This window comes from Rahnella sp. AA, assembly GCF_002834385.1.
Classification (GTDB): domain Bacteria; phylum Pseudomonadota; class Gammaproteobacteria; order Enterobacterales; family Enterobacteriaceae; genus Rahnella.
Window position 1 is genome coordinate 292,986 of the sequence record NZ_PITQ01000005.1, and the last position, 16,851, is coordinate 309,836.

Consider the following 16,851-nt stretch of genomic DNA (forward strand, 5'->3'; position numbering starts at 1 on the left):
CCCGGTGGAAAAACCGCTGCCGCTGACCGCTGACCGGATGATCGAAACCGTCGACCTGAGTATCTCCTTTGGTAAAGGGATGCACAGCAAAACCGTGGTCGATGGCGTGACGATGCACATCGCCAGAGGCGAAAGCTACGGCCTGATTGGTGAATCGGGCTGCGGGAAATCCACGATTTTGCGCACGCTGACCGGCCAGAACACCCATTACAGCGGCGCAATTTTGTACCAGAACCGTGAACAACATCCGGTACGCGATAAAGACTATTACCGGCAAGTCCAGATGGTATTTCAGGATCCGTATGCTTCACTGCACCCGCGCAAAATGGTTTACCACACCCTGCTGGAACCGCTGGTGATCCACGCCATGGACCGGCGTGAAGCGCGCATTTCCGACGTGCTTAATGCACTCGGCCTGAGTGACGCGTTCCGCTACCGCTATCCGCATCAGCTTTCCGGCGGCCAGCGTCAGCGCGTGGCACTGGCGCGGGCGCTCATCATCGAACCGCAGGTGCTGTTGCTCGACGAACCGACTTCAGCACTCGATGTTTCAGTGCAGGCGGAAATCCTTAATTTGCTGAAGACACTGCGCCGTGAACGCAACCTGACCTATCTGATGGTGACGCACGATCTGGCCGTCGTGGCACATCTGTGTGACCGGGTCGCCATCATGCACCAGGGGAAATTACTGGAAGAACTGACCGCAGATGAAATCCGCTGCGGCGCGGCAACGCAGCCTTATACCCGACAGTTTCTCGCCGCCAGCAACCCCTGACACCGGAGAGCTCAATATGAAATCTGCAATGCCCGGCGCAAGCCGGGACGCCCTTCTGCGCCTGCTCGACGGCCAGAATACCGACGCATTACTGATCGTTCAGGCAGGCAACCCGGTGCTTGAATATGGCGATTTGCAGCACCGTTTCCTGTGCCATTCAATGCGTAAAAGCTTTCTCAGCGCGCTGATCGGTATTCAGGTAGCCCGTGGCGCGATGGATTTATCCGCGACGCTGGCAGAGCTGGGTATCAGCGACATTGACCCGCTGAGCGATGTGGAATCCGGCGCCACGCTCTATGACCTGCTGACTGCGCGCTCCGGTATTTATCATCCGGCCAATTACGAGACGCCGTGGATGACGCGCATCAAACCGCCGCGCCACAGTCAGCCGCCGGGGGGGGTATGGAGTTATAACAACTGGGATTTCAATGCATTAGGCACCGCTTATTCGCAGATGACCGGATTGAATATTCATCAGGCTTTTCTGGAGCAAATCGCCCTACCTCTGGGCATGAACGATTTCCGCCGCGAAGACGGCTGGATGGAACCGGGGCCGAACTCGCAGCACCCGGCATATCCGTTCCGGCTCTCGACACGCGATCTGGCGCGTTTTGGTCAGCTATTTCTTCAGAACGGGCAATGGGAAAACCGGCAAATCATCCCGGACAGTTGGGTACGACAAAGCCTGATGCCCTACTCCCATGCCGGTGAGCGTGGTGCGTATGGCTACATGTGGTGGCTGGCGCGTGAAGGCGTCGCTTTCCCCGGCTGCGTATTGCCACAGGGCAGTTACTTCGCCTACGGCGCTGGCGGCCATTACTGCCTGATGATCCCTTCTCTCAGCGCTGTGATCGTTCATCGCGTGGATACCGACATAACAAACCGGCAGGTCAGCCGCTTCCAGTTTGGTCCGCTGATGACCGCCATCCTGACATTCCTTACATCACTCCACGGGGACATTTATGAATGTGATTGAAGCCATTGCCAGCTGGTGTTGCAGCCAGCCCGATTTCAGCACTACTGCCCGCCGTAAAGCCCGCGAGGCCATTACGGACACGCTGGCCTGCCTGTTCGCCGGACAGGATGATTTTTCCAGCCGTGCCGTCCGGGCCGCCAGCGAAAGCTATTTCAGCCCGCACGCCAGCTCCCGCTTAGCCGGCGGCGGGCGCGCACCAGCGGCCATTGCGGCACTGATCAACGGCACCGCGGCGCACGCCATTGATTACGACGACAACTTTGCCCCCGGCATGAGCCACGCCTCTGCCGTTTTGCTGCCGGCACTGCTGGCCATCGCCGATGAGATCAACGCCAGCGGCGAACAGCTGGTAGATGCTTATCTGACGGGCTTACAGGCGCAGGCGTTTGTGGGGTCAGGCGTCGCGCCTTCGCATTACACTGCGGGCTGGCACGGCACGTCGACCGTCGGCTGCATCGGCAGTGCGGCCGGTGTTGCCTGGCTGATGGGCATGGATCAGGCCGGTATCGCGCGTACGTTAAGCAATGCCGTAAGCTTTGCCTCCGGCACCAAAGGCCAGTTCGGTACACCGATCAAACCACTGCACGCCGGATGGGCCGCGCGCAATGCCGTAGACGCCGCGAAATTCGCCCAACAGCAAATGCAGGGGCGTATCGATATTCTTGAAGCCCCGCAGGGGTTTCTGGAAATGTTCGGGGGCTTAACACCGCCGGGCTGGGATATTGCGGGGATTTTGGGGACGCATCAGCATGTGATCGAAACCACCGGCGTGATGCCAAAACGTCATCCGTGCTGCGGTTCAACGCATATGATCATCGATGCGCTGGATGACCTGCGTGCGCAGCATGATTTCAGCGACACAGACGTACTGGCCGTCGATACACGGGTCGGCATCGCCAATCTGCGCAACCTGGCGTATCCCCTGCCGGCCAATGAAATGCAGGCGCGTTTTTCAATGCAATACTGTGTCGATACCTGGCTGCGCAACGGCTCTTTGGGCGTCAGTGATTTCACCCCCGCGCGGGTGGCTAAGTTGACTGACCCGGCGCGCCTGCAACGCATTTCCATGCGTTGTTACACCCCGGAGCAGGAAGCCGATACACCACCGGGTGAACGCCTGACGCATGAAGTGACACTGATATTGCGCGATGGCCGGACATTGCAGGCAGGACGGAAACTGGCAAAAGGCAGCAATACCGAACCTTTCAGCGATGCTGACCGGTTACGAAAATTCACCGACTGCTGCGCGGCAATGCCTTCTGCCGGGGCGCTTTTCCACCAGCTTAATCAGCTTGAAGAGCAGGAAGATTTAGGGTTTATGGCAGAACTGTTTGGCGAACCTTTGCGGGATACCTCGCAGGCTTGAGTGGAAAGAAAATTTCCCGGCAAGCTTTTTTACATGACACCTCGCAGGCCTGAAAATCCTGCGAAAAATCCCTTTAATGCGTGTACAGCTGCACCTGTTCTCGTGGCTCAGGAAATACAAAAGGCCGTTTTTATGCGCGACAATTTATTGCATTTAGCAATGTTATGGCGCACCCTGCCCGCAGGTGTAAAAACGAACAGAGGTCAACCATGGCAACCAGTATTCGCTTAGACGATGATTTTGTCAGTGACGTAAAAATTCATGCCGAAGCCAGCCACCGCAGCATTCCCAAACAGATCGAACATTGGGCGAAGATCGGCCAGATTGTGGAAGAAAACCCCGATATGACATACCGGTTTATTGTGGAAACGTTATTAGCTAAAAGTGAGATGGATAACAATAAGGTAACGCCTTATGCCAGAAGGACCGAGCGATCAAAGGATTGATACGTATGAATCTCGTCGTTTCACCAAAGCCTTTGCGAGACTTTCTCTGACGCAGCAGATTATCGTAGAGGATGAGATTGAACGTATACAGGAAAACCCGACACTGGGTGAACTGAAGAAAGGTGATCTCAGCTATTTGCGCGTGCATAAATTTCTTCTGGAAAAACAGCAGGCATTATTAGGCTATTGCTGGCTCGAAAAGAAAATTGAGTTGTATCTGCTGAGCTTCGATTCGCATGAGAATTTCTATCAGAGCCACAGAAATCATCGGAAGACTGATTTTAAGATGATGACCTGATAAAGAAACGCAAAACGAAAGCGCATAAACTCCAGACGAAAAAAAACCTGCTTAAAAAAGCAGGCTTTTCAAATATGGTCGGCGAGAGAGGATTACGCGCATCTGCGATGCACGCCCTGCGGGCCGTTGCTAAAGCAACGTTGTCTCGCTTCGCTCGGCTCAAACCTCCTTCGGAGGTTCTCATCCTCATAAACTCCGGGCGAAAAAAAACCTGCTTAAAAAAGCAGGCTTTTCAAATATGGTCGGCGAGAGAGGATTACGCGCATCTGCGATGCACGCCCTGCGGGCCGTTGCTAAAGCAACGTTGTCTCGCTTCGCTCGGCTCAAACCTCCTTCGGAGGTTCTCATCCTCATAAACTCCGGGCGAAAAAAAACCTGCTTAAAAAAGCAGGCTTTTCAAATATGGTCGGCGAGAGAGGATTCGAACCTCCGACCCACTGGTCCCAAACCAGTTGCGCTACCAAGCTGCGCTACTCGCCGCGAGTGGGGCGCATGTTACTGCGGCGGTTTCAAAGCGTCAACGGCTTTTTAAAACTTAAATGCTGACTGACTACAAATTATCCGATGCGCCGTCAAAATAGCCTAAAGCTTCTGTTCAGGCTGAGGTTTTGCGCACCAGTTATTCGCCGGGTTAATACCTCCGTCTGGCGAGGTATATCCCAGACAGCCCAAAATCGAATCGAACAATTCGACGTGACGTTTCTTCGCCCCCACCCGCTGCTGCGCCTGTAACTGCTCAAACGCCTGCTTGTGATCGGCCTGTTCAAGAAAACGGTCAGATGCCCAGACAATCATTGGTACACGGAACTGCTCCGGCGGTGCCATCTCACGCGGCGTGCCATGCAGGTGCGAGTTTTCGTCAATGGACTCACCATGGTCAGCGGCATAAAAAACCAGCGCTTTTTTGTCACGAAGCTCATTGATTACGTTGCCGATGAAAGTATCGGTATACAACACACTGTTATCAAAGGCGTTAATCAACTCTGCTTTGCTGCAGGTGTTACTCATACATTCCGGCGTATAACGGGCATAGCTACGCGGATAACGCTGGGAATACATGTAATGCGAACCTTTGGTATGCAAAATCACCAGATGTTTACCCTGCGGATAGTTCTTCAGTGATTCCTGTAACTCATTCACCAGCAGCATGTCATCGACCGGTTTCCCGTCGTTACGCTTCTCAGAGGCAATGATTTCACGGAAAGAATAATTGTTGGTATCCGCATTATTGTAAAACCACAGCTCGCTTTGCATCGCGAAGAGTTCCGAAGTGAACCCCAGCGATTTCATCACGGCAAAGATATTTTGTTCTTTCAGGGTTCGCTGCGGATTGTCTTCGGCCCCGCCTTCACGGACAAACATGCATCGCAGCGAAAGCTTGGTCGCGGTGTCGCAGGATTCGCCGCGAAATGCCACCAGATTCTTCTCTTTCGACAAACGCGGCGTGGTATCACGCTCGTACCCCAGTATCCCCATATGATCCCAGCGGGTCGTTTCGCCGATAATAAACACCACATAGGTATCGTCGATATCTGCGGGCGGCACATAGGTAAACGCTTTGGCCGGATCCAGATAATTCCCCGCATCCTGGCTCTCATCTGCCTGCGTATACGCATACAAACCGAGCGCAGCCAGCCAGTTTGAAGGCAGATAAGAATGCGCCACCACACCGCCGTAGCTCGGCAAATCGACATTGGTTTTCTTCTCGTTTTCACTTTGCGCGTAATCCAGCATGCGCAGCGGCAACCAGACCAGCAAAACGGCGGCAAGCAATATCACCAGCGGCAGCACGCGTTGTCCCGGTGTTTTCATCTGCTCAATCAGCGTCAGGCGCAGGTTATTTTTCCAGATAAGAAACAACGGTGCGGCACTGACCAGCGCCATCCAGAAAAACAGCGGTAACCCGATGATCTCCTTACTGAGATCGATATCCGTGGTCATCACCGACACCACGATGCCGTAGCCGATCACCACATTGAACATCATCATGTAATAACTGGCGGCGACGGAAATCAGCACCAGCAACGTGGCGATAATGCGGAAAAACGTTTTTCCGCCCAGCGACAGTAAACGCAGCACAAAGAACGTAAACAGGACGATGACGCAGACTTCCGTGATTGCCTGGATCAGCTCAGTTGACGTGAACTGATGGATCAATGCGGCGAAACGGCGCTGGAACACCGAAACGTTGAGGAAAATGCCGATATAAATCGCTAACAATAAAGAGATATTTTGCTGCGATAGAGTCTTCACTCTATTCATGTAATTGGGATATCCGGAAAAATTTTGAAAGATTCGGAATCATTGTGACATGATTATGTGAGGCGAGTTCACGGATTATGCCGGGATTACGTTTATATACAAACTTCCGGAAAATTCTGCGCAGGGCGCGCCTTGCAGGCAAGATGAAGACATTTTTGATTTTGCTTACACCATGAAAAAGGAGGCCGAAGCCCCCTTGTCATTTTCTTCTTCTTGTTTCATTAACAGCCCCTGGTGAAGGTGCTGATTCTGTTTCAGTTATTTCACGTTAAGCGTTACGTCGATGTTGCCACGGGTTGCGTTTGAGTACGGGCAAACCAGATGCGCTTTAGCCACCAGCGCTTCGGCTTCGCTGCGTTCAAAACCAGGCAGAGTGATGTCCAGTTGCACTTCAATCCCGTAACCACCCGGAATTGCACCGATACCGACTGCGCCTTCAATTTTTGCATCCGCAGGGATTTTAATTTTTTCCTGTGCGGCAACAGCTTTCAGTGCGCCGAGGAAGCAGGCGGAATAACCTGCGGCAAACAGTTGTTCAGGGTTAGTCCCGCCGCCCATACCGCCCATTTCTTTTGGCACACCCAGTTTTACATCCAGAACGCCATCATCAGATGTCGCACGACCATCACGGCCACCGGTTGCAGAGGCATGAGCACGATAAACTACTTTTTCAATAGACATGTTTCGTTCCTTTCAATGAGATTGATGAGGGAAAATACGTAAATATTATTATGCGATTTAATCGCGTGCTACTTATATACCATACACAAACGGTGTGAAAACGCTGCCTTCCATTCCGTTTGCTGAATCATTCTTCTCAGGCTTTATCCTGAAGATGGCCGCGCAGTGCTTCAAGTTGCTGTTTCAGCGCCGTAATCTCGCCCATATTGCATTCCGTGGCACAAAAAATCGCTTCCGGAATGCCCTGTGCTTTTTCGCGTAATGCCTTACCTTCAGCGGTCAGGGAAATAATCACCTGACGTTCATCGGCTTTCGCACGCTGACGAACCAGTAAACCCGCCGCTTCGAGACGCTTTAACAACGGGGTTAACGTCGCGGAATCCAGAAACAGCTTTTCGCCGATATCAGACACCGTGACTTCATCACGCTGCCAGAGAACCAACATCACCAGGTATTGCGGATAGGTGAGGTCGAGCTGCCCGAGCAGCTTGCGGTACACTTTGTGCAGCGCAAGATTTGCGGAGTACAGGGCAAAACACATCTGTTGATCAAGATGTAGCATGCTGCTGTGCGTTAAGTCAGTGTCTGTTGTCGTCTTCATGCTTTCAATATATATAGCGCACTATATTATCGCAAGCGCTTTTAACGATTATTTTCTCAACACCCTCCATTTTTTCCGTATCCCTTTCAAAAACCTTCAATTCTTTTCAGCATATACGGATAGAAAGGATTGGAGGAAACGCGCATCAGCTGATCCATGCTTACCACCAGCGCACCATTTTCGCCCCGCGCGGCCAGCGTCCCCAGATGAATACCGAACTGCGCCGGGCCTTGCGGATTGCGCCCGTAGAGCGAATCATCCGTCGGGAAAGGCAACGCAACGTGCGATAACGAATAGAATTCCGAAGGATAATTTAGCCCCAGCGGGCTGCTGCTGACCGTGGTCTGCCCTGCCTGCGTGACCTGCGCAATCGCCGCAGCGTCATCCGGTGAGGCATTAGTAATAATGGTTGTCTGATACGCGCGCGGCGGCGCAGGCAGCAGGCGGTCAACGACGGTCTCCGCCGCAGGCCGCAGCAACGGGCCAACGTAAGCACTGCGGTTGATATCAAATAACACCAGTTGGCTACCGTTGGCGGGAAGCTGATTAAATAATGCCGTGACCACCGCGCGGGTGCTGACGGTGGAATCAATCACCGACTGGAAAGCCAGCAACGGCGGCAATTGCGCCAGCTTGCCGGACTGCGCATCCTCACTGATTTGCTGCTGCAAAACATGGGTGAGCAGATAAGACTGCCGCGCCGCTTTCACCGGGAATGAATTGTATTTAAACGGATTAAATTCTGGCATCAGATTCAGCCAGGCGGTTTTGGCGAAGGCCGGGAAGATCGACGGCCAGCCCGCATATCCGGCGAAACGCGCAAAACGGGTGACGCCAATCATCGGGGAAACCAGCACCACGCGCGTCGGGCGCACCAGTGATTTATCGTCCAGCGCATCAAGCGTGTATTTCATCGCCAGCGCACCGCCGTTGGAAAAACCGACGATCTGCAACGGAACATTTTCACCGGCCGCACGATGCGCTTCTCTCACCGCCAGCCGCGTGGCAGCCAGCCATTGTTCCCAGTCAACGCGCGTCAGGCCGCCCGGCACGGTTCCATGCCCCGGCAGACGGATCCCCACCGCGACAAAACCACGGCGACGGTAATCTTCTGCAATATGGCGCAGGCTGTAGGGCGAGTCCGTCAGACCGTGCAATAACACCACCGCACCGACCGGTTTGCCGTCAGGCATCAGCTCATATGAGCGGTTCCAGTCCTGCGCAAAATGCTCAGGATAAACCGGGCTGCGGTCGTAATACCGGTTCAGCGGAATACGGTCTTCGGCATCGAGCTTGTCCGTCACCTGCTGCTTCACTTCCACAAATGCCTGCTGCTCGGCCCGCAGATACGCAGCCCAGTCGCTTTTATCCAGCTGCGACGCGCTCAGTTCATCAGGAACCAGCTTGTGCCACGGCTCCAGCGCCGGCCCCTGTAATGCGTCGTAAGTGCGAACCGCTAACAAAGTCAGCACGATAAGGATAACCGCCAGTAACAGTTTTTTCAGGCGTTCAAAAAGAGAATGAAGTTGTATCAAATCAAATTTTCCTAAAACCGTTTTGGCGGAAGGTAGAGTTAAAGATATGCCGTTCCTGCACATTATTGGATAAATAATAATGCATCAAACCTGAACGGCGATTGCATAAGCGCACAAAATCGCCCCATTTTTGTTCAGTTGCATTCCGTCCGTGGTGCAACAAATGTGCAATGCAGTCATGCTCAGATTATTAAATCCATAAAAATCAATGAATAAAATTTTGGCACAGGCATTGCTTAGATGAATTCAATCTTGTGTACTAGATGGAATTCAAAAATATGGCTTCAACTTCAGACTCCGTTACCTCGCCTTATCGCGGTTTTACGCTGCGGGAATGGCAGCAGCATTACCGCACTGCGCCGGACAGCCTGCGAACGACGCTTTCACTGGTTTTGGGCAGCCTGAGCAAAACCGACAACGCCTGGCTTTATCTCGCCACGGCGGAGCAGCTTGAAGCCCAGATTACCCGTCTGGAAACCCTGCGCAGTCAGGCCGAAGGATCCCTGAGCGCCCTGCCGTTGTTTGGCGTGCCGTTTGCTGTAAAAGACAATATTGATATCGCGGGCTGGCCGACCACCGCCGCCTGCCCCGCTTTTGCCTACACCGCCGAAGCCGACGCCACCGTCGTCGCCAATCTGAAAGCCAAAGGCGCAGTCGTCATTGGCAAAACCAATCTTGATCAGTTTGCAACCGGCCTGGTGGGCACGCGCTCACCGTTTGGCGCGGTGAGAAACACCTTCAATCCGCAATATGTCAGCGGCGGTTCCAGCTCCGGCTCGGCGTCGGTTCTGGCACGCGGTCTGGTGGCATTTTCGCTGGGCACTGACACCGCCGGTTCCGGCCGCGTCCCTGCCGGTTTCAACAATGTCGTCGGCCTGAAACCGACCAAAGGCTGGCTGTCGAACACCGGCGTAGTGCCAGCCTGCCGCCTCAACGATGCCGTGTCGATTTTTGCCCTGACCGTCGCCGATGCACAGACCGTTGCTCATGCGGCTGGCGGATATGACGCCGCTGATGCGTATTCCCGTAAAAACCCGCACACCGCACCGGCAGCCTTTACTGCGCAACCCCGGATTGCGGTGCCGGATCGTCTGGAATTTTTCGGCGACCGGCAGGCCGAAGCCGCGTTCAGTGAAGCGCTTGAGCGTTTACGCCATAACGGCGTGACGCTGGAGACGATCGATTTCACCGTGTTTCGTGAACTGGCCGAGCAGCTTTATTACGGCGCATGGGTGGCGGAACGCACGGTGGCCGTCGGTGAAATATTTGAGGAAAGCCCGGAAGCGATGGATCCGGTTGTGCGCGGTATTGTCGCCAACGGCCTGAATTACACCGCCTGTGATGCCTGGCGGGCAGAATATCTGCGGGCGGAGCTGGCACGCAAAATCAATCTGGCGCTGGAAGGGTTTGATGCGCTGGTTGTGCCGACGTCACCGACCATCCGCACGCTGGAAGAGATGGCGCAGGAGCCCGTGCTCTACAACTCGCAGTTCGGGATTTACACCAACTTCACCAATCTGGCGGATTTATCTGCGCTGGCGCTGCCCGCCGGAATGCGTGCCGACGGTCTGCCCGCCGGGATCACTCTGGTCGCTCCGGCCTGGCATGACGATGCGCTGGCAGGCTTTGGCCGCCAGTGGCAACGCAGCCTGAGCCTGCCGCTCGGCGCAACCGGCCTGACAATGAAACCGGAAGAATTTATGACCGCCGCACCGGCCAGCGCAGCCATCGTGCGCGTCGCTGTGGTCGGCGCACACCTGACCGGCATGCCGCTCAATTTCCAGCTCACCAGCCGCAACGCGGTTCGCGTCGAACAAACCACCACCGCCAGCCACTACAAACTTTACGCACTGGCGAATACCAAACCACCGAAACCGGGGCTGGTACGGGCGGAAGGCGGCAGCGCGATTATCGTCGAACTGTGGGATATCCCGCTGGCGCGCTTCGGGGAATTCGTTGCCGAAATCCCGGCCCCGCTGGGGATTGGTTCGCTCGAACTGGCCGACGGTCGCACGGTGAAAGGCTTTATCTGCGAGCCGTGGGCAATCCCTGACGCTACCGACATCACCCATTTTGGCGGCTGGAGAAGTTACATCCGGAGCCTCAATTCACCGGTAAAAAGCTGAGGAGCCACAATGATGTTTACTAAAGTTCTGATCGCCAACCGTGGCGAAATTGCCTGCCGCGCGATCCGCACGCTGAAACGTCTGGGCGTCACCTCCGTTGCCGTCTATTCCGACGCCGACCGCAATGCGCCGCACGTCGCGGATGCCGATATCGCCATCGCGCTCGGTGGCGAAAAGGCCAGCGAAAGCTACCTGATGATCGACAAAATTCTGGCCGCCGCGAAAGAATCCGGCGCGCAGGCGATTTATCCCGGCTACGGATTTTTATCCGAGAGCGCAGAGTTTGCCGACGCCTGCGAAGCCGCGGGTATCGCGTTTATCGGCCCGACCGCCGGACAAATCCGCGAGTTTGGCCTCAAGCACCGCGCCCGTGAATTAGCCGGAGCCGCCAGTGTGCCGATGACGCCCGGCACCGGCTTGCTTGACAGCATTGACGATGCGGTCAGCGCCGCCGCCGAAATCGGTTATCCGGTGATGCTGAAAAGCACTGCCGGCGGCGGTGGCATTGGCCTGACGCGCTGCGACGACGAAGACGCATTGCGCGCCGCGTGGGACAGCGTGAAACGTCTCGGCGAACAGTTTTTCCGTGATGCAGGCGTATTTTTGGAACGCTTTGTCGATCGCGCCCGGCATGTCGAAGTACAGATTTTTGGCGACGGCAAAGGCCGCGTAGTAGCACTCGGTGAGCGTGACTGCTCGTTGCAGCGCCGCAATCAGAAAGTTGTGGAAGAAACCCCTGCGCCTAATCTGCCGCAGGCCAGCCGCGAAGCGCTGCACCGTGCCGCCGTACAGCTCGGCGAATCGGTGAATTACCGCAGCGCCGGAACGGTCGAATTTATTTATGACGCCGCGCGTGACGAATTCTATTTCCTCGAAGTGAATACCCGTTTGCAGGTCGAGCATCCGGTCACCGAAATGGTCACCGGGCTGGATTTAATCGAATGCATGTTGCAGGTCGCCGCAGACGAACCGCTTGACTGGCCTGCGATGGAAAAAGCCCCGCAGGGCGCGTCGGTGGAAGTGCGTATTTACGCTGAAGATCCGCTGAAAAACTTCCAGCCAAGCCCCGGCGTGCTGACTGAAGTGTTTTTCCCGCCAGACGTTCGCGTGGACGGCTGGGTTTCAACCGGCAGCGAAGTGTCGGCGTTTTATGACCCGATGATCGCCAAGCTGATTGTTCACGGTAAAGATCGTCAGGACGCGCTGGCAAAAATGTCTGCCGCGCTGGCCGCCACCCGCCTGCACGGCATCGCCACCAATATTGATTACCTGCGTCAGGTCGTCGCCACGCCGGTATTCCGCGAAGGCGAAATGTGGACGCGGATGCTCGACAGTTTTGTCTACGCGCCAAACGCCGTCGAAGTGATTGCGCCCGGCACGTACAGCAGCGTGCAGGATTATCCGGGCCGCCTCGGCTACTGGGATATCGGCGTGCCGCCGTCCGGGCCGATGGACGATTTTGCGTTCCGCCTCGCCAACCGTATTGTCGGGAATCATCTCGATGCCGCCGGGCTGGAATTCACGCTTCAGGGGCCGGTCCTGCGTTTTCATTGTGACGCGACCATCGCGCTGACCGGCGCACGTTGCCCGGCGGAACTCGATGGTGAGAGTGTCGCTTACTGGCAGCCGGTGCCGGTGAAAGCCGGTCAGACGCTGACGCTGGGCCGCGCCACGCAGGGCTGCCGCACTTATCTGGCGGTACGTAACGGTTTTGATGTGCCGGTTTATCTCGGCAGCCGCTCGACCTTCGCGCTCGGGCAGTTCGGTGGCCACGCAGGCCGCACGCTGCGTGTCGCGGACATGCTGACCGTTTCGCAGCCGGAACTTGCCGCCTGCACCACGCCCGCGCCGGTGGATTTACCGCAGGCCGCTGCCGCCAATATCGTTCAGCCTTATGGCGATATCTGGAACATTGGCGTGCTTTATGGCCCGCACGGCGCGCCGGATTTCTTCACGCGCGAATCCATTGAAACGTTCTTCGAAGCCGAATGGCAGGTGCATTACAACTCCAACCGCCTCGGCGTACGACTGGTCGGCCCGAAACCGCAATGGGCACGGCAGGACGGCGGCGAAGCCGGTCTGCATCCGTCGAACGTACATGACTGCGAATACGCCATCGGCGCAATCAACTTCACCGGCGATTTCCCGGTCATCCTGACCCGCGACGGGCCAAGCCTCGGCGGTTTCGTCTGCCCGGTGACCATCGCCAAAGCCGAGCTGTGGAAAGTCGGCCAGGTCAAACCGGGCGATAAAATCCGTTTCCATCCGATCAGTTTCGAACAGGCGCAGGCGCTGGAACTGGCGCAACAAGGCACGATTGATTCGCTGATGCCCGTCAATGCAATGGCGCTGCCGGTGCCGTCGCTGCTGCCGGACACCACGGTTTCCGCCACGGTTCTTGCTTCGTTACCGGCCACTGCGGAACGCCCGTCGGTGGAATACCGGCAGGCGGGCGATGGCTACGTGCTGATTGAGTACGGCGATAACGTGCTGGATCTGGCGGTGCGCATGCGCATTTATCTGCTGATGAATGCCATTAAAGCAGCCGGTCAGGCCGGTATCGAAGAGCTTTCGCCGGGCGTACGTTCGCTGCAAATCCGCTACGACAGCCGAGTGCTGCACCAGACCGCGCTGCTTCAGCATTTACTGACGCTCGAACACAATCTGGCGGACGTCAGCCAGCTCAAAATCCCGACCCGCATCGTGCATATGCCAATGGCGTTTGAAGATTCTGCTACGCTCGGCGCGGTTGAACGCTATCAGCAAACCGTGCGCGCCGACGCGCCGTGGCTGCCCAATAACGTGGATTTCATCCAGCGCACCAACGGGCTGGCCAGCCGCGAAGACGTGAAAAAAATCATTTTCGACGCCAGCTACCTGATCCTCGGGCTGGGCGATGTGTATCTCGGCGCGCCTTGTGCGGTGCCGGTCGATCCGCGCCATCGCCTGCTCAGCTCCAAATACAACCCGGCACGCACGTTCACCGCCGAAGGCACGGTCGGCATCGGCGGCATGTATATGTGCATTTATGGCATGGATTCGCCGGGCGGCTATCAGCTGGTGGGCCGCACGCTGCCTATCTGGAACAAATTCCTCAAAAACGAACAGTTCAAAAATGGCGAACCGTGGTTGCTGCATTTCTTCGATCAGGTGCGTTTCTATGAAGTCAGCGAAGCCGATCTGGATATTCAGCGCGACGCTTTCCGCGAAGGCCGGGCGCAAATCCGCATCGAAGAAACTGAGTTCGACTTTGCGCAATACACGCAATTTTTAGCCGACAACGCCGCCGATATTACTGAATTCCGCACCCAACAGGCCGACGCGTTCACCCGCGAAGTGGCGCACTGGCACGAAGCAGAAAGCGCCGCCGTAGAAGCCGCCGCCAATGCCGTGCAGTTGGTGGAAGACGATGCGGATCAGGACGGGCATTTAGTCAGCGCCGATCTCAACGGCAACGTCTGGAAAATCCTGGTGGAACCTGGCCAGCAGGTCGAAGAAGGCCAGCCGCTGATTGTTGTTGAGGCCATGAAAATGGAGTTATCCGTTAACGCACCGTGCGCCGGTACGGTTCTGAAAATCAGTTGCCAGCAGGGCCGTCCGGTCGGGCCAGGTGATGCCTTGTTGTGGCTGGATGCAGCCGTTTAAAACGGTTCAAAGCAGTTTAAAAATTCAGGGAATATTTTATGCAACTGACGGGTTCTAAATCTTCACGCAGTAAAAGCCGTCCGGAAGGACTGGCAGAACGGATTTATCAGCAACTGAAAGACGACATTTTCAGCTTCCGCCTGCTGCCGGGCGATAAGTTCAGTGAAAACGACATCGCCGATCGTATGGAAGTCAGCCGGACACCGGTGCGTCAGGCGCTGTTCTGGCTGGAGCGCGAAGGCTATGTCGAAGTGTTTTTCCGCAGCGGCTGGCAGGTGCGTCCGTTCGATTTCGACTTTTTCGAGCAGCTTTATGACCTGCGCATTGTGCTGGAGCTGGAAGCGGTGAAACGCCTGTGCGCCCTGCCGCCTGCGGCACAACCGCTGCAACTGGCCGAACTGAAGGCATTCTGGATTGACCAGCCCCGGCTCGAGGATGGTCTGGTGGTTTCACGTTACGACGAAGAATTTCACATGACGCTGGTGGCGGCGGCCGGGAATGCCGAAATGGCCCGTATCCACCGCGAACTGACGGAGAAAATCCGCATTATCCGCCGTCTGGATTTCACCAAAGACGAGCGCGTTAACGCGACGTACAAGGAACACGCGAGCATCTTGCTCGCCATCATTCAACAACAAACCGGAGAGGCGCAACGCCAGCTACACGACCACATTGCCGTCAGCAAAGCCGAGGTGCGCAAGATTACCCTGCATATGTTGCACCGTGCGCGGGCGGAGAGTGACGAGGGCGACCCGTCATGACTTTTTTATCTTTTTTCGGCTTCAGACATTTTTCGACTTAAGACATGCCAGTTTTCTCTTAAATCACTTAAATCACAGCGTTTTTTACAGAGGGTACATCTATGCAACGTCGACATTTTATTAAAGCCTTTGCTCTGTCCGCCACCGTAGTCAGCATGGGATTAGCCTGGAGCGCGCAGGCTGCCGACACCATTAAAGTCGGTATTATGCATTCTCTTTCCGGCACCATGGCCATCTCCGAAACGCCGCTGAAAGACGTGGCGCTGATGACCATTGATGACATCAATGCGCACGGTGGCGTGCTGGGCAAAAAGCTGGAACCCGTGGTAGTCGATCCGGCATCCAACTGGCCGCTGTTCGCTGAAAAAGCCCGCCAGTTGCTGACGCAGGATAAAGTCGCCGTGGTGTTCGGTTGCTGGACATCGGTGTCGCGTAAATCGGTGCTGCCGGTCTTTGAAGAACTGAACGGCCTGCTGTTCTATCCGGTGCAGTACGAAGGCGAAGAGATGTCGCCGAACGTGTTTTACACCGGCGCGGCGCCTAACCAGCAGGCGATTCCGGCGGTGGAATATCTGATGAGCGAAGACGGCGGCGCGGCCAAACGCTTCTTCCTGCTCGGCACGGACTATGTGTATCCGCGCACCACCAACAAAATCCTGCGCGCCTTCCTGCATTCCAAAGGCGTGAAAGACAGCGATATCGAAGAAGTCTATACGCCGTTCGGTTACAGCGATTACCAGACCATTGTGTCCAACATTAAGAAATTCTCCGCAGGCGGCAAAACCGCAGTCATCTCCACCATCAACGGCGATTCCAACGTGCCGTTCTACAAAGAACTGGCGAACCAGGGCGTGAAAGCGACCGATGTGCCGGTGGTGGCGTTCTCCGTTGGCGAAGAAGAACTGCGCGGTATCGACACCAAACCGCTGGTCGGTGATCTCGCGGCGTGGAACTACTTCCAGTCCGTCGATAACCCGACGAACAAGAAATTTGTCGCCGAATGGAAGGCGTACGCCAAGGCTCACAAACTGCCAAACGCGGATACCGCCGTGACCAACGACCCGATGGAAGCGACGTATGTCGGCATCCATATGTGGGCACAGGCAGTTGAAAAAGCCGGGACGACGGATGTGGATAAAGTCCGCGCCGCCATGGCCGGGCAGACCTTCGCCGCACCGTCCGGCTTCACGCTGACCATGGATAAAACCAATCACCACCTGCACAAACCGGTGATGATCGGCGAAATCGAATCGAACGGTCAGTTCAACGTGGTCTGGCAGACCGACAAACCAATCCGCGCCCAGCCGTGGAGCCCGTACATTCCGGGCAACGACAAGAAACCTGATACCCCGGTTAAGACCACTAACTGATTGTTTTAG

Annotated in this window: 13 protein-coding genes, 1 tRNA gene and 2 other RNA genes; 9 read left to right on the top strand and 7 right to left on the bottom strand. The window is 55.8% G+C overall.

Annotated elements, in window-relative coordinates; translation table 11 throughout:
* Positions 1 to 37 precede the first annotated feature (37 nt).
* The 5 genes from CWS43_RS14555 (at position 38) to CWS43_RS14575 (ending at position 3,861) form a co-directional block, all read left to right on the top strand.
* A complete protein-coding gene (locus tag CWS43_RS14555) occupies positions 38 to 775 on the top strand; it encodes an ABC transporter ATP-binding protein (RefSeq protein ID WP_101077860.1) in 738 nt (245 codons plus the stop codon).
* Between the two features lie 16 nt (positions 776 to 791).
* On the top strand, positions 792 to 1,751 hold the full coding sequence (locus tag CWS43_RS14560) for a serine hydrolase (RefSeq protein ID WP_101077738.1): 960 nt from the start codon (positions 792 to 794) through the stop codon (positions 1,749 to 1,751).
* On the top strand, positions 1,738 to 3,117 hold the full coding sequence (locus tag CWS43_RS14565) for an MmgE/PrpD family protein (protein ID WP_101077740.1): 1,380 nt from the start codon (positions 1,738 to 1,740) through the stop codon (positions 3,115 to 3,117). The genes CWS43_RS14560 and CWS43_RS14565 overlap by 14 nt, the downstream gene beginning before the upstream one ends.
* Before the next feature lie 209 nt (positions 3,118 to 3,326).
* Positions 3,327 to 3,563 (top strand): hypothetical protein, encoded by a 237-nt coding sequence (locus CWS43_RS14570; RefSeq protein ID WP_101077743.1) that lies wholly within the window; start codon positions 3,327 to 3,329, stop codon positions 3,561 to 3,563.
* Complete coding sequence (locus tag CWS43_RS14575) at positions 3,532 to 3,861, top strand: type II toxin-antitoxin system RelE/ParE family toxin (protein ID WP_101077744.1); 330 nt, start codon at positions 3,532 to 3,534, stop codon at positions 3,859 to 3,861. Before CWS43_RS14570 ends, CWS43_RS14575 begins: the two co-directional genes overlap by 32 nt.
* Positions 3,862 to 3,936: 75 nt before the next feature.
* Here CWS43_RS14575 and CWS43_RS14580 read toward each other — a convergent pair.
* From CWS43_RS14580 to CWS43_RS14610, 7 genes are all read right to left on the bottom strand, one after another.
* A non-coding RNA gene (locus CWS43_RS14580) (RtT sRNA) lies at positions 3,937 to 4,065 on the bottom strand.
* 35 nt (positions 4,066 to 4,100) lie between these two features.
* Positions 4,101 to 4,229, bottom strand: a non-coding RNA gene (locus CWS43_RS14585) — RtT sRNA.
* Positions 4,230 to 4,264: 35 nt separating this feature from the next.
* Positions 4,265 to 4,341, bottom strand: a tRNA-Pro gene (locus tag CWS43_RS14590).
* A gap of 102 nt (positions 4,342 to 4,443) precedes the next feature.
* A complete protein-coding gene (gene eptB, locus CWS43_RS14595) occupies positions 4,444 to 6,123 on the bottom strand; it encodes a kdo(2)-lipid A phosphoethanolamine 7''-transferase (RefSeq protein WP_101077745.1) in 1,680 nt (559 codons plus the stop codon).
* A gap of 258 nt (positions 6,124 to 6,381) precedes the next feature.
* Entirely contained in the window at positions 6,382 to 6,804 is a 423-nt protein-coding gene (locus tag CWS43_RS14600) for an organic hydroperoxide resistance protein (RefSeq protein WP_101077746.1), read from the bottom strand.
* 136 nt (positions 6,805 to 6,940) lie between these two features.
* Positions 6,941 to 7,405, bottom strand: coding sequence for a MarR family winged helix-turn-helix transcriptional regulator (locus CWS43_RS14605; protein ID WP_101077747.1), 465 nt, complete (start codon positions 7,403 to 7,405; stop codon positions 6,941 to 6,943).
* An 86-nt stretch (positions 7,406 to 7,491) separates the two neighbouring features.
* Complete coding sequence (locus tag CWS43_RS14610; protein WP_101077861.1) at positions 7,492 to 8,937, bottom strand: carboxylesterase; 1,446 nt, start codon at positions 8,935 to 8,937, stop codon at positions 7,492 to 7,494.
* A gap of 281 nt (positions 8,938 to 9,218) precedes the next feature.
* Between CWS43_RS14610 and atzF the strand changes: the two genes are divergently transcribed.
* The 4 genes from atzF to urtA all read left to right on the top strand — a co-directional run bounded on the left by atzF (position 9,219) and on the right by urtA (position 16,842).
* Positions 9,219 to 11,066, top strand: coding sequence for an allophanate hydrolase (atzF, locus tag CWS43_RS14615; protein WP_101077862.1), 1,848 nt, complete (start codon positions 9,219 to 9,221; stop codon positions 11,064 to 11,066).
* 12 nt (positions 11,067 to 11,078) lie between these two features.
* A complete protein-coding gene (gene uca / locus CWS43_RS14620; protein WP_101077863.1) occupies positions 11,079 to 14,711 on the top strand; it encodes an urea carboxylase in 3,633 nt (1,210 codons plus the stop codon).
* 38 nt (positions 14,712 to 14,749) lie between these two features.
* A complete protein-coding gene (locus CWS43_RS14625) occupies positions 14,750 to 15,472 on the top strand; it encodes a GntR family transcriptional regulator (protein WP_101077748.1) in 723 nt (240 codons plus the stop codon).
* A 101-nt stretch (positions 15,473 to 15,573) separates the two neighbouring features.
* Positions 15,574 to 16,842, top strand: a complete 1,269-nt coding sequence (gene urtA / locus CWS43_RS14630) for an urea ABC transporter substrate-binding protein (protein ID WP_101077749.1) — start codon at positions 15,574 to 15,576, stop codon at positions 16,840 to 16,842.
* Positions 16,843 to 16,851 lie beyond the last annotated feature (9 nt).

What these genes read in the sequence shown, in the direction of transcription:
- CWS43_RS14555 (WP_101077860.1), top strand. Translation starts at nt 38, where the DNA reads ATGATCGAAACCGTCGACCTGAGTATCTCCTTTGGTAAAGGGATGCAC.
- CWS43_RS14560 (WP_101077738.1), top strand. Translation starts at nt 792, where the DNA reads ATGAAATCTGCAATGCCCGGCGCAAGCCGGGACGCCCTTCTGCGCCTG.
- CWS43_RS14565 (WP_101077740.1), top strand. Translation starts at nt 1,738, where the DNA reads ATGAATGTGATTGAAGCCATTGCCAGCTGGTGTTGCAGCCAGCCCGAT.
- CWS43_RS14570 (WP_101077743.1), top strand. Translation starts at nt 3,327, where the DNA reads ATGGCAACCAGTATTCGCTTAGACGATGATTTTGTCAGTGACGTAAAA.
- CWS43_RS14575 (WP_101077744.1), top strand. Translation starts at nt 3,532, where the DNA reads ATGCCAGAAGGACCGAGCGATCAAAGGATTGATACGTATGAATCTCGT.
- eptB (WP_101077745.1), bottom strand. Translation starts at nt 6,123, where the DNA reads ATGAATAGAGTGAAGACTCTATCGCAGCAAAATATCTCTTTATTGTTA.
- CWS43_RS14600 (WP_101077746.1), bottom strand. Translation starts at nt 6,804, where the DNA reads ATGTCTATTGAAAAAGTAGTTTATCGTGCTCATGCCTCTGCAACCGGT.
- CWS43_RS14605 (WP_101077747.1), bottom strand. Translation starts at nt 7,405, where the DNA reads ATGAAGACGACAACAGACACTGACTTAACGCACAGCAGCATGCTACAT.
- atzF (WP_101077862.1), top strand. Translation starts at nt 9,219, where the DNA reads ATGGCTTCAACTTCAGACTCCGTTACCTCGCCTTATCGCGGTTTTACG.
- uca (WP_101077863.1), top strand. Translation starts at nt 11,079, where the DNA reads ATGTTTACTAAAGTTCTGATCGCCAACCGTGGCGAAATTGCCTGCCGC.
- CWS43_RS14625 (WP_101077748.1), top strand. Translation starts at nt 14,750, where the DNA reads ATGCAACTGACGGGTTCTAAATCTTCACGCAGTAAAAGCCGTCCGGAA.
- urtA (WP_101077749.1), top strand. Translation starts at nt 15,574, where the DNA reads ATGCAACGTCGACATTTTATTAAAGCCTTTGCTCTGTCCGCCACCGTA.